The organism is Cupriavidus sp. F041 (assembly GCF_057814235.1).
Window position 1 is genome coordinate 3,032,196 of sequence record NZ_JBVASY010000001.1, and the last position, 12,558, is coordinate 3,044,753.

Below are 12,558 nucleotides of genomic sequence, written 5' to 3' on the forward strand. Positions count from 1 at the left end.
CAACGCGGGCAGACTATCTCGCCGTTGTGGTTTAGTAACCTGGAAGTTACCGGATTATATCGGCGCGGACTGCTCATGGCGTCCTATGGCCCGCCACCATCTGATGCGCGTGACGATTAAGGTGGGATCGATCGTAGCGCAATTGTTTTAACTCCTTGTCAGGATAAAACATGAAGCTTTATTACTCGCCGGGAGCATGCTCGCTTGCGTCACATATCGTCGCACGGGAAGTCGGTATCGCAATTGAAATCGAAAAGGTGGACATTTCGTCGAAGCGCACGCAAGGCGAAATCGACTTTCTCACAATCAATCCAAAGGGAAACGTGCCCGTGCTCGAACTGGACGACGGGAGTTTTCTTACGGAAGGTCCTGCAATCATGCAGTTCCTCGCGGACTTGAAGCCAGAACGCGATCTCGTTCCTCGCAATGGGACGATGGCGCGGTACCGTCTGCAGGAATGGCTTGGTTTCATTAATTCTGATTTACACACGAGTTACTCCCCGCTCTTCAATCCCGGGACGCCCGAACTGATCCGCAGCGAAAGGCGAGAAGTACTCTTCAAATATTATGCATTACTGGAGCGATCCCTGACGCCCCAGCAATGGTTGCTGGGAGAGCAATTCTCGGCAGCCGACGCCTATCTTTTCACGGTAACAAATTGGGCAAGGCACGTTGCCCTGGATTTATCGCGGCTGCCCGCCATCACTGCGTTTCAGCAACGCGTGGCTGGTCGCCCGCAAGTCCGGGAAGCACTTTTGGCGGAGGGTTTACTGCGGGGCTGATCAGGTAAGGGCTCTTGCGGCGACTGTTCGCCACGCAAGGTGCCAGGTACCGAAATCAATTCGGAGTTCAAGGGTAGTCGGCGTCAGGTAGCAAGCAGCAACGACAAACGTCTGAGCTTGGAATCTACTTGGAAACAGTGGCACTAAGGAGGCGGATATGATTGAGCCGATCGACAGCCTGGAGATTGCGGTCATAGTCGATAACGTTACCGATATCCTTTCATCAAATCCAAAATATGTGGAAACAGAGGTTGCCGGGGCATGGCGGCGCGGGATGAAATGGCTTGGCGGAAGTTGTCTTTGTTGCGCCGCTCACGGCTTGTCTTGCCTGATTACTGCCCGAATTGGCGGCACGTCGCACTCACTTCTGTTTGATACGGGGCCTGATGAGTGGGTATTCGAACGTAACATCGTCAGGCTCGGCATCGACCTCGGCAAGGTCGGCGCGATGGTGCTTTCACATGGACATTGGGATCATGCAGCAGCGATGCCACGGGCACTGCAGATGATAACTTTGGCAAACGGTGGAAAGCCTGTCCCAACCTATATGCATCCAGAAATGTTCGCATCGCGAGCGGTCAAGAATCCGCAGGGCCGCATGATGCCGATGGAGGATATTCCAAGCCAGCAGGTGCTTGCCGGTAACGGTGCAGAACTAATGATTACGAGAGTTGAACAGTCAGTTCTGTCTAAATCATTCTACGTTAGCGGTGAAATCCCGCGCGTGACAAGCTTCGAGCGAGGTATGCCTGGCCAGCACAGGCTCGGCCCTGACGGCGAATGGGAGTTGGATGAACGCCTCGTGGATGAACGATTTGTTGCCGTGCATATCGCTAACAAGGGTTTGTTTGTTTTTACAGCCTGTTCGCATGCAGGTCTCATCAACGTATTAACTCATGCACGCAATCGCTTCCCTGACGTCCCGATCTACGGGGTACTAGGCGGCTTCCATTTGTCAGGTGCAACTGAAAGCATCATTCCAGACACTGTCGAAGCGCTGGAACAGTTCAATCTTAGTCTGATCGCCGCCGCGCATTGCACCGGTTGGCGGGCAATGGGCGCACTGGAAACACGGTTCAAGGATCGAGTCGTATCATCGGCGGTAGGGAAGCGTTTCATTCTTTGACTAGGGAGTGAAATTGGTCACCGCGCTCCGGAATGGTCTGCGCCGTCGAAGAAAGTCGTTGGGCAAAAGGCGGCGAATCTGACTGCTGTGGACGTGGAGAACAGTGGCCATTTCATCCAGGAAGAGCAGCCCGAACTCGTGGCCAGAACGATGATCGATTTCTTGCAAGGCGATTATCAGCGAGCACTGAAAAGCTAATCTGGGCAGCCACACTGTCGGGCGTCCCCTGCTACACCGATTTCGGCCGTTCAGTCGACATACCAATGAATGCCAGAGAAGGGGGCCGGAAGGCGTCGGTCGCGCTGCCCGGGAGACGGGCGACGCGCCGATCGATCTCTCAGCAAGTTGGAGCAACTGATCTAGTTCGAACACGCTCGCGGATTACTAATGCATCACATTGAGGCTCGGTTTGCCCCTTGGCTTCACGCCGAAAAGCACACCCGTGCCGACATTTCAAAAGAACCTGTCATGCGCCCCGACGCAATTACGCTGTCAATGCGGCAAATCGACAGATTCAAAAGCAGCGTCGCCCAGCGCGCTGTCCCACTCCCCACCCTCATACCCGCCTGGCGAAGCGCCACAGAATCGCCGACGACGCCAGAACAGGCGCGCATGCCGCAAGCATCGTGTGTGCGATACCGGTACCGTCGACGAGCAGGCCGCCCGCCCATGCACCCATGGCGATAGATAACTGGAAGTTGGTGACGAACAACGCCATGCCGGCCTCGCCCGCGTCCTGCGCGGCCTTGGCCATCCATACCGGCAGCGCCACCGGCATCGCGCCGTAGGCGATGCCCCACACCACCAGCAGAACTAACACTGCCATCCAATGCGGCGCACTGATTGGCAGCAGCGACATCGGCAGCGCCATTGCCAGCATCGCCACCATCCGACATCTCAGTTCCTCGGATGGACGATCGCGCGACGACACACTGTTGCCCGCAGTGCCACCAATGTAGGGGTCGCGCGATGTCGCATCAACGGCCCGCGCGGCGCGACACCAGGGACAGATATTCCGAAATGGCCGCCCGATGGCCGGCGCGCGTCAAGGCAGATGTCGCCTCATTCATGCAGCCAAACGCTGTTTTTTGGCGCCTGGCTTGATACCGCTGGGCACGGCAATCTCGCGCTCCGGGTTTAGCGTGACCGTGCCGATTGGCGTCCAGTTTCGCGTGTGGCGTGACCAGCGACGTGGGTTGCGCTCGCGGGCCTCGGCATAGAGCACATGACGAGCGGCGAGAATCCTATCGTCGTGCCCGGCGTGGCGCTGTGCCGGGCTCACGTAGCGGATGCCGCTGTGCCGATGCTCGTGGTTGTACCAGTGCACGAAGTGCGCCGCCCAGGCGCGCGCCTTGCTCAGATCGGCGAAGCCGCTGGACGGGAACTCCGGCCGGTACTTGGCCGTGCGAAACAGGCTCTCCACAAAGGCGTTATCGTCGCTCACGCGTGGACGCGAATACGAGGGCTTGACACCCAACCAGTGCAACATCGCCAGCACCGTGGTGGCCTTGAGTGTGGCGCCGTTGTCCCCGTGCAGCACCGGCTTGGCCGCCATGGCGTGGATGCCCTCGGCCAGCGCCGTGCGCTTGACCAGATGCGCCGCGTGGTCGGCGTCGTCGCGGTCGTGGACTTCGAAGCCCACGATCTTGCGGCTATACACGTCCAGGATCAGGTACAGATAAAACCAGCGCCCGGTGATCTCGGCAGGCAGGTACGTCATGTCCCAGCACCATAGCTGGCGCGGTGCGGTAGCCACGTGCGTGGTGGGCGGGCGGCTTTGACGGGGCGCCTTGGCGCGGCCTCGATGCCGGCTCTGGCCATGCGCGCGCAGCACGCGGCCAAAGCTCGATTCGCTGGCCAGGTACACGCCTTCGTCGGCCAGCATGGGCACGATGCGCGCCGGCGGCATATCGGCGAAGCGCGGCTCGTTGGCCACGCGCAGGATCTGCTCGCGCTCAGCCTCGGTGAGGGCATGAGCGGGCATTGGCCGCACCGCCTGGGGCCTGCCGTCACCCGATATGAGACCTTGGCCGTCCGTCCAACGCTGCAGCGTGCGCGCGCTGATGCCAGCGGTCTCGCAGGCCGCGTGCAGCCTTGCCCCAGCAGCGTGCGCCACTTCGATGTCGCGGGCCAGAGTCTGGCGATCTTCGAGGCCGATCATTCGTCCTCGCCCTTGTTGAAGATCGCCGCGACTTTTTTTGAAAGTACCAGCAATGCAGCAGTCTCGGCCAACGCCTTCTCCTTGCGCCGCAACTCGCGTTCGAGCTCCTTGATGCGGCGGCGATCATGCTGGGTCTGCTTCGGACTGGCGCGCACCTCCTCCGGTTCAGCCAGCGCCTGCGTGGCGGCTTGGCGCCACTGTTCAAGCTGTTGGGGGTACACACCGTGCTCGCGACACCAAGCACTGCGCGCAGTCTCGTCCATGGCCGCCGTGGCGATTACAGCCTCCAGCCGGGCAGGCGCTGTCCATGCCCGCTCGCGAGCGGGCATGGACAGCGCATCCGCACGCCACCGCTCCAACGTGGCCACTGCCACACCCAGTTCCCTTGAAACCACTTCCACCGCCACACTCTCCGGCGGCAACAACCGCGCTACTGCACGGTCCTTAAACACTTGTCCGTATCGAGCCACTTCCATCTCTTATCGCCCCCAAGGTTCAGATTCTATCTGGGCGACATCTATTCTGACGCGGGGGGTGGCCGCTTGGGCTGCGTGCTATAGTCAGCGCCATATCGCCCCTCGCTTTCCAGTCCCATCGCCCACACCTGCCCATGGACAAGCTCGGATCCGTCAACGCATTCGTCAAAGCTGCGGAGATCCGCAATTTCAGCGAAGTTGGCAGACAACTCGGTATCTCCTCATCGGCGGTCGGCAAGGCAATATCGCGGCTCGAGGAAAGGCTCGGTGTCCGGCTGTTTCATCGCAGCACCCGCAGCATCACGCTGACCCCGGAGGGCCAGTTGTTCCTGAGTCGCTGCCAGCGCATCGTCGAGGAGCTCGAAGCGGCGGAGGCGGAACTGTCGGGCACCTCCTCCCCAAAAGGGCAATTGCGCGTGAGCCTGCCGCTGGTGGGCACGCTGGTACTGCCGGTGCTGAGTTCGTTCATCCGGGAGTATCCCGAGATCCGGCTCGAACTCGACTTCTCCGACCGCATGGTCAACATCATCGACGAGGGTTTCGACGTGGTGCTGCGCACCGGCGAAGCGGCGGATTCGCGGCTGGTCGCACGCGCACTGGGCCATTACACGCCCCATATCGTGGCGGCCCCGGCTTACCTGTCGCGGCGCGGCGTGCCGGCCACGCCCGACGATCTGTTCCGGCATGCCTGCCTGCTGCATCGCTATCCATCCACCGGCAAGGTGGACCGATGGCTGCTGCGCGATGGCGACAACGTACGCGAGATGGACCTGCCGGGCCTGTTGACGGTCAACACGGTGGAACCGCTGATCGCAATGGCCGAACAGGGTCATGGGCTGGCCTATATCCCGAATTTTCTCGTGAGGCGGCAACTCGAGGACGGCCGGCTAGTGACCGTGCTGTCCGACTATGCGACCGACCGCAAGGTGTTCCGCGCGGTCTGGCCGTCCGGCCGGCACATGTCGCCGAAGATCCGTGTGTTCGTCGACTACATGGCCAAGCATCTGTTCCCGGACAGCAAGAGCCGGCCTGCCGCATCGGCAAAATCGGCTCGCCCCTGACGCCAGTCAGCGCAGCGCCACCTCGCGCCCGTCGCGGGTCGACTGCTCGGCCGCGTCCAGCAGTTCATGCAACCGCACCGCGTCGGCGAACGTGGGCACCTGCCGTGAGCCGGTGCGCAGGTCCTCCGCATAGGCGACATACAACTCGGCGAGTTCCAGCACCGCCGACGGCAGATCCGACGGTGGCAGTCGGTCGTAGCTGACGGGCACATCGAGCCGCTGCATCGGCACATCCTGCCCGCGCGCGCCTTCGATCACGTAGTCGTCGCCGACCCCGCCGAACGCCGAACTATTGGTGATGCGCAGATCGCCCTCGTCGCCGGTGATGTCGATCCGCACGCCCCGGCCATTGCGCTTGCCGGCCTCCACATGCACCGCCACCACGGCATCGCCGGCCATCCGTCCCAGCATCACGAGTTGGTCCGGCGTGGTCGTCGGCAGCACTTCACCGGTTTCGCGGATCGTCACCGACTTGATCTGGTTGATCGCCAGCGCCGACACGCGCTCCGGCCAGCCCGTGGCCGTGAACAGCATATCGAGGAAATGCCCGGCGTAGATCGAGATGGCGCTCGAGAAGTTTTCCACCGGCACGGTCCAGCGCAGTGCCGTGGAGCGCTCGGCGCCGAACGCATTCATGCTGACGTGGATGCGTACCGAGCGGATCCGGCCGACATATCCTTCCTGCAGCAGGTCGCGAAGATAGCGGTTGTGCGGCGCCAGCCGGCGCTGCAATCCGACGGTATGGCGCACGCCGGCCTCGTCCGCCAGCCGCACCAACTCGCGCGACGTTTCCGTCGCTACCGTGAGGGGCCATTCGCAGTAGACATGCTTGCCCGCCGCAATCGCCTTGCGCACGGTCTCGGCGTGTTGCGGGGCGGTGTTCAATACCACGACAAGGTCGACTTCGGGATGATTGACGAGCGCGTCGAGCGTATCCACCACCTCCTGGATGCCATGGGCCTCGGCGGAGGCACGCCCCGCCTCTGGACGTGTGCTCCATAGCGCGCGCAGTGCGTACTGCGGCAGCAGATTCAGGGCTCTCACGTGGCCGTGAATCGCCCAGTTGCCAATGCCGACGAGACCGACACGAACCGGCGCGTCGCCGCGCTCCTTGCTTGTTGCGGACATGATGTTCCTGCTTTCGAAAATGAATGACAACTCGACTATAGAGGCCATCGGGCCGCTCGCCACCGACGCCCGGGTCTGAACACCTCAGCCCAAATGTCCGGAATCGCCGATTCGTGATCGCGCGCGATCCACTATGGACCAATCTGTCACAGATGCATGGACCGAATCTCCGAGCCAGATCGCCTTCGGCGTCCCAATATTGGCAACATCATCGTTCAGCAAGGATCAATCATGTCCTCCACTATTCGCGCGGCACATGCCGATCGGATTCCCGCGCCCATCTACCTGCTTGCGGTCGGCGCCTTTGCGATCGGGACCGAAGGCTTTATGATCTCGCCGCTGCTGCCCCGTCTCGCGCAGGATCTCCGCGTCACCATCGAGCAGGCAGGCCAGCTCGTGACCGCGTTTGCGCTGGCCTATGGCATCAGCTCGCCGATCCTGACGGCCGCCACGGGTGGCCTCAATCGCCGCACCCTGCTGGTGGCGAGCATGGTCGTGTTCGCGCTGTCCAATGTGCTCGCCTTCCTGGCGCCGGGCTATTGGTGGCTGATGGCCGCGCGCGTGCTGCTGGCGGTGTCGGCCGGGCTGTTCGTGCCGGGCGCCAATGCGCTGGCCGGCGCGATTGTGGCGCCTGAACGGCGTGGCCGGGCCATCGCGGTCGTCAACGCGGGCATCACGGTGGCGCTCGCGCTAGGCGTGCCGCTTGGTGCGGAGATCGGCCATGGCCTCGGCTGGCGCATGACGTTCGCGGCGGTTGCCGCGTTGTCGGCCATCGCGGCGGTAGGCGTGTATGTCGGCGTCCCGCGCGAGATCGGTCAGGGCATCCCCACGGCAACGCTGCGCGAACGGCTGTCGGTCGCGGCACGCCCCGCGGTGCTGATCACGCTGCTGTCGACCACCCTGTGGGCCACGGGCGCCTACACGGTCTACACCTATCTGTCACCGCTGGTGACCGCGCTCACCCCGCTGCGCGAGAACCAGATCGGCATCGTGATGTTCGCCTGGGGCATCGCCGCCGCGGTCGGCGTATTCTCCGGCGGCGGCCTCAGCGACCGGTTGGGCCCGCCGCGCGTGATCGTTCCCGCCGTCACGCTCATGGGGCTCGCCTTCTTCAGTCTCGCGCTCGGTGCGCAATGGCTCTCGCCCGCGCACGCGCTGTGGCCAGTAATGGGCGCGCTCATGGTCTGGGCCGTCAGCCATTGGGCGTTCTATCCCGCGCAGCAGGCCCGGCTGATCCAGCTTGCGGGCGTGAGCGTCGCGTCGATTGTGCTCTCGCTCAATGCCTCGTTCATGTACATCGGCTTCTCGATTGGCGCCGGCGTCGGTGCCATCGCGCTCAGGCACGGCCCGGTTGGGCATCTCGGCATCGTGGCCGGCCTGCTCGAGCTTGCCTCGGTGGCGGCCACGCTGGCGCTGCTCGTGCGTCGGCGTTCGTCGGCGCGGGCCGCGAGCGCCTGCTGAGGGGAATTTCAGACATCTTGTCTGAAGTGAACCAACGCCAGACACGCTATTCCGCACGTCGCGCTCCACTACAGTTGACTCACACGCCATCGCGCCACCACGCCGCTTCACGAACACCCGAAATCAGGAGTTGATATGTCCAAGCTTTTCACCCCCGTCAAGGTCGGCCCCCACGACATCTCGCACCGCGTTGTGCTGGCCCCTCTGACGCGCATGCGCGCCGAGGAAGGCGCCATTCCCGGCGTGTTGATGGCCGAGTACTACAGCCAACGCACGTCGCCCGGCGCGCTGCTGATCGGCGAAGCCACCATCGCCGCGCCGAACGGCAACGGATATCTCGGCGCCCCCGGTCTCTACGACGACAGCCAGATCGCTGGCTGGCGCCTGGTCACCGACGCCGTGCATGCCAAGGGCGGCAAGATCTTCCTGCAGCTCTACCATGCGGGCCGCCAGTCGAATGCCGAAGTCCAGCCGGCCGGCAGCCAGCCGGTGGGCCCGTCGGCCATTACGCACGGCGGCGTGGCTTACACCAAGTCCGGGTGGGTCCCCAATACGCCCAATCGCGCGCTCGAAGTCGACGAGATCGCCGCACTGGTCGAGAGCTTCCGGCAGGCTGCCCAGCGCGGTGTGGAAGCCGGCTTCGACGGCGTGGAACTGCATGCCGCCAACGGTTACCTGTTCGACCAGTTCCTGCAGGACGGCAGCAACAAGCGCACCGATCAATACGGCGGCTCGTTCGAGAACCGCGCGCGCTTCCTGCTCGACGTCACGCGCGCGGTGATTTCGGTATGGGGGAGCGACAAGGTCGCCGTGCGGCTTGGACCGAGTGGCTCGTGGGGCGACATGTCGGACAGCGATCCCGAAGGCCTGTTCACCTACGTCGCCGCCGAGCTTGACAAGCTCGGTCTCGCCTACCTGCATCTGATCGAGCCGCGCATCGCCGGCAACATCGAGGATGCAGCGCGCGACCAGCAGCCGGTGGCCGCGCAACTGCTGCGCAAGTTCTTCCGGGGCACAATCATTGCCGCAGGTGGCTTCAACGGCGACAGCGCGGATGCCATCGTCGCGTCGGGTGACGCCGACCTGGTGGCTTTCGGCCGCCATTTCATCGCCAACCCTGACCTGCCCGAGCGGCTGCGTCGCAAGCTGCCGCTCAACCCGTATGATCGCGACACGTTCTTCGGCGGCACCGAAGTCGGCTACATCGACTATCCGTTCCACCGGGAACGGGAGGCCGCCTGAGACGCCGGGTCAGGCATCGCGCCGGGCCATGTCGAGAAATGCATCGATTGTCAGCGTCGCGTGGCCGAACGTCGGGTAGGAGAGATCGATTGCTGCCCGGTGCGCGGCTTCGGTGAAGTCGGCCACACCATCGCTGAGAAACGTGACATGGAAGCCGGCTTCCAGCGCATGGCGGCCGGTGCCCTCCACGCACGTGTGCGACGTCAGCCCGGCCAGCACCACGCGCTCGATGCCATGCGCGCGCAGTTGCTCCTCAAGGTCCGTGCCGACGAACGAGTCGAACATCCGGTGCTGCCGGATGATCACGTCGCCCGGCAGCGGCTTGAGGGGTGCGTAGAAATCGGCACCCGGCGTGCCCTTCCAGAACACCTTGTTGTCGATGCCGAACTGGAAGCGGGGATGCAAGTGCGGCACATCGTCGAAGCTGTGTTCATCCACGCCGTGCGGCGAGAAGAAAATCTTGAGACCCGCGTCGCGGGCGCCGGCCAGCAGATGCTGGAGCCTGGCGACGAGGTCGGTTTGCGCCAGCATCGGCTCGATCATCGCATGCAGCTTGCCGTCGGGAGCGAGGAAGTCGTTCAGGACATCGACCAGGATCAGCGCGGTCGTGTTCTTCGGATAGGTAGACATGCTCATTACTGCTCCTTTGCAGGGCGGCCGGGGGGGGCGGGCCAGATGCCCCGGGGTGTTGGCCGTTGCTCCCAGTGTGGTGCTTCGCGCCGTGCGTTACTATCCCGCGCAGTCGAACTACAGATATTTGCCCGGCAAATGAGTGACCGATAGTTGGTGCCGGTGCTGCCCGACTACGCGCTGACGCCGGAGGAGGTCAGCGCGGTCTATCCGGCGGGAAGGTTTCCATCGCGAAAGGCACTGGCGTTCACTACGTTCGCTGCCGAGATCCTCGTCGCCGCGTCTCGATGACGTAGGCTGCCCGGTTGCACTGCGCCCCTCGTCGATTCTCCGGCCAAGCGACCGTCGCCTGATCCGCCCTCAACGTTTCTTGCCCAAGGTGGTTCTTACCGTTGGTCAGACCACAAAAGAAACGGAGGCGTTGAGCGGCCACGCAGAGCGCGTCCGCTACAAACTGGAGACCGGCGGAACGACGCTGGCAACAGCCGAAAATTTGTGGCACGCCGACCAGTCCGTCGCAGGTCGAACGTCTTACCCGGGGCGAATTTCAGTCGAAATTCGCCCCGCATGTACCGTAGCGGGAACAGTTGGCGAAGCAAAGCTGCCTACTCTGGCGGCTCGTGCCCAAAGCAGCGCGCCCGTGCTGAATATTATGTCTTCATCGGCCAATCCAGGCGGCCAGGCTGTCCATCGATTTGCGCAAACAACTGCTTGCTCGAGCAGCTCCAGGGGCATTCGGCCTCGGCGGTTTTCCGGATTGTCAATCAACAATGCCATGCGACTCGCGTTCTATATCGTCCGCGACAGAGGCGCGCGCAAATCGCATTTGATATTCGCTCGGCGAGAGACCGGTCTTGCGCTTGAACAGTTGTCGAAATGTGCTGAGGTCTCCATAGCCGACGCGCTGGCCGACAACATCGAGGCCGATAGGTCTTGATTCCAGCAATTGTTTGGCCACTTCGATGCGCAGGTTCTGCAGATACGCCAATGGCGCAAGGCCTATTGCCTGCTTGAAACGTCGGTTAAGCGTCCGCTCGCTGACAGCGAGCCACGCGGCGAGTTCACTCAGTCGAAACCCCTGATGAAGTGTTGCCTCCATGCGCTGTTGAGCTCGCGCGACGAGCGGATCGGCATGTCCGTGGTCGTCGAGAAGCTTGGCGTAAGAAGCCTGAGAGGTCCGGTTCATGTCGATCAATAGCGACTTGGCGGTCATCGCGGCAAGTTTCTCACCGGCGAATATTTCGACCAACCGCACGGCGAGGTTGAGATACGACGTCACGGAACCGCCCGAGATAATGCCATCTTGCCCGGTCAGGACTTCCTGGGCTCGAAGTTCGACACGCGGATAGCGTCGGGCGAAGTCAGGCGCTTTGGCCCAGTGTGTCGTGGCGACCCGGCCGTCGAGTAAGCCCGCCTCAGCAAGCAGATAGTTGCCGGTGCAGTATGCGGCCAGCACGGCTCCCGCCTTGCGTTGGCGCCGTAGCGCCGAAGACAGCGCGTTCAGCTGCTCCCGGCGGCCGATGAACTCATCCATGTTGGAAAAAAACGGGGCCGTAATCAGAACGGCGTCTGCACGCTTACGTGGATCTATTTTGCTGTCCACCGCAATGCTCTGGCCCGAAGCAGCCCTGACCGGTTGTCCGTCAAGCGATTCCACGTGCCACGCGAACATGGGTAGAGGGTTGGGCCTACGTGTGACTTCGCGTGCGCTCAGGTGATTGGCGGCGTTGAGGACGTCAATGGTTCCCGCGACGCCGGATGCCAGAATTCCGTCATAGACCCAGATCCGGATCGTGATCATTTGCGTATGTGTCCGATATCACTCGAATGATGGCAATACTGCCACTTCCGGATTCTCCCGTAAAGCGCGATGATCGCCAAACCGAAACACATGACGAAGGACTGCGACCATGCCAATGATCGACGCGCTGTGGCCGGACGATGCTTTGACGCCTGAAGCGGAAGCACGTTTGGTTAGAGAACTGACTGACATCCTGATCAAAGCGGAAGGCTATGACCCGGGAAATCCGATTGCGCAGGGAGTAACCGTGCTTCATCTCCATCGACCGGCCGCGGTATTCGTCGGCGGGGAACGCTCGAAGGCAGCGCGCTACCGGATCATTCCTTCGGCGCCCGAGGGGCAATACACCGACGAGTCACGTAGAGCGTTGGTTAAGGCAGTCACAGAAGCGGTAGCTCGCGCCGAGAACCGACCGTTCGACGAGGTCGCACCGCGCGTCTGGGTTTTCCCGACGGAGATTCCGGACGGTACCTGGGGCAGTCGTGGCGCCATTTATACGCTGCCTGACATTCATGCACTTCTGGCCGGTGAATCCGAACGGAGTGTCGGCGTGGAGCGACTCGCGCGGCGAAGGCGCGAGAAGGCAAGAATCGCGCTAGGAGCCGCTGTTGATGCCGCCAGCGCTGGAATTGCCAGGTCGTAGTGGCGTTGCTCGTGATTTGTTCAGCGGGACGGAAGAGGATGCCTGTG

Annotated in this window: 11 protein-coding genes; 6 read left to right on the forward strand and 5 right to left on the reverse strand. The window is 62.5% G+C overall.

From position 1 onward, the window contains the following. Nucleotides 1-170 precede the first annotated feature (170 nt). Together gstA and ACZY0R_RS13905 are read left to right on the forward strand one after the other, a co-directional pair. Nucleotides 171-782, forward strand: a complete 612-nt coding sequence (gene gstA / locus ACZY0R_RS13900; RefSeq protein WP_488858940.1) for a glutathione transferase GstA — start codon at nucleotides 171-173, stop codon at nucleotides 780-782. Nucleotides 783-939: 157 nt separating this feature from the next. Then, nucleotides 940-1,908 (forward strand): MBL fold metallo-hydrolase, encoded by a 969-nt coding sequence (locus ACZY0R_RS13905; RefSeq protein ID WP_488858941.1) that lies wholly within the window; start codon nucleotides 940-942, stop codon nucleotides 1,906-1,908. A 556-nt stretch (nucleotides 1,909-2,464) separates the two neighbouring features. Here the strand turns inward: ACZY0R_RS13905 and ACZY0R_RS13910 are convergent. Together ACZY0R_RS13910 and ACZY0R_RS13915 are read right to left on the reverse strand one after the other, a co-directional pair. Further along, nucleotides 2,465-2,797: a hypothetical protein gene (locus ACZY0R_RS13910; protein ID WP_488858942.1), complete on the reverse strand. Its 333-nt coding sequence runs from the start codon at nucleotides 2,795-2,797 to the stop codon at nucleotides 2,465-2,467. A 177-nt stretch (nucleotides 2,798-2,974) separates the two neighbouring features. Then, a protein-coding gene (locus ACZY0R_RS13915; RefSeq protein WP_488859618.1) for an IS3 family transposase occupies nucleotides 2,975-4,539 on the reverse strand; the annotation gives its coding sequence in 2 pieces (ribosomal slippage) (nucleotides 2,975-4,101 and nucleotides 4,101-4,539; 1,566 coding nt in all). A gap of 140 nt (nucleotides 4,540-4,679) precedes the next feature. Between ACZY0R_RS13915 and ACZY0R_RS13920 the strand changes: the two genes are divergently transcribed. Further along, the gene (locus ACZY0R_RS13920) at nucleotides 4,680-5,606 is read left to right on the forward strand and encodes a LysR family transcriptional regulator (RefSeq protein WP_488858943.1); all 927 of its coding nucleotides are present in this window, start codon (nucleotides 4,680-4,682) and stop codon (nucleotides 5,604-5,606) included. A 6-nt stretch (nucleotides 5,607-5,612) separates the two neighbouring features. Here the strand turns inward: ACZY0R_RS13920 and ACZY0R_RS13925 are convergent, their stop codons facing one another. Beyond that, nucleotides 5,613-6,734: a Gfo/Idh/MocA family protein gene (locus tag ACZY0R_RS13925; protein WP_488858944.1), complete on the reverse strand. Its 1,122-nt coding sequence runs from the start codon at nucleotides 6,732-6,734 to the stop codon at nucleotides 5,613-5,615. A gap of 231 nt (nucleotides 6,735-6,965) precedes the next feature. Here ACZY0R_RS13925 and ACZY0R_RS13930 point away from each other — a divergent pair, with 231 nt between their 5' ends. Next, a complete protein-coding gene (locus ACZY0R_RS13930; protein ID WP_488858945.1) occupies nucleotides 6,966-8,195 on the forward strand; it encodes an MFS transporter in 1,230 nt (409 codons plus the stop codon). A 135-nt stretch (nucleotides 8,196-8,330) separates the two neighbouring features. Then, the gene (locus ACZY0R_RS13935) at nucleotides 8,331-9,437 is read left to right on the forward strand and encodes an alkene reductase (protein WP_488858946.1); all 1,107 of its coding nucleotides are present in this window, start codon (nucleotides 8,331-8,333) and stop codon (nucleotides 9,435-9,437) included. Nucleotides 9,438-9,446: 9 nt separating this feature from the next. Here ACZY0R_RS13935 and ACZY0R_RS13940 read toward each other — a convergent pair whose 3' ends face one another. Next, entirely contained in the window at nucleotides 9,447-10,073 is a 627-nt protein-coding gene (locus ACZY0R_RS13940; protein WP_488858947.1) for a cysteine hydrolase family protein, read from the reverse strand. 754 nt (nucleotides 10,074-10,827) lie between these two features. After that, the gene (locus ACZY0R_RS13945) at nucleotides 10,828-11,868 is read right to left on the reverse strand and encodes a GlxA family transcriptional regulator (protein ID WP_488858948.1); all 1,041 of its coding nucleotides are present in this window, start codon (nucleotides 11,866-11,868) and stop codon (nucleotides 10,828-10,830) included. A gap of 109 nt (nucleotides 11,869-11,977) precedes the next feature. Between ACZY0R_RS13945 and ACZY0R_RS13950 the strand changes: the two genes are divergently transcribed. Continuing rightward, on the forward strand, nucleotides 11,978-12,511 hold the full coding sequence (locus ACZY0R_RS13950) for a tautomerase family protein (protein ID WP_488858949.1): 534 nt from the start codon (nucleotides 11,978-11,980) through the stop codon (nucleotides 12,509-12,511). Nucleotides 12,512-12,558 lie beyond the last annotated feature (47 nt).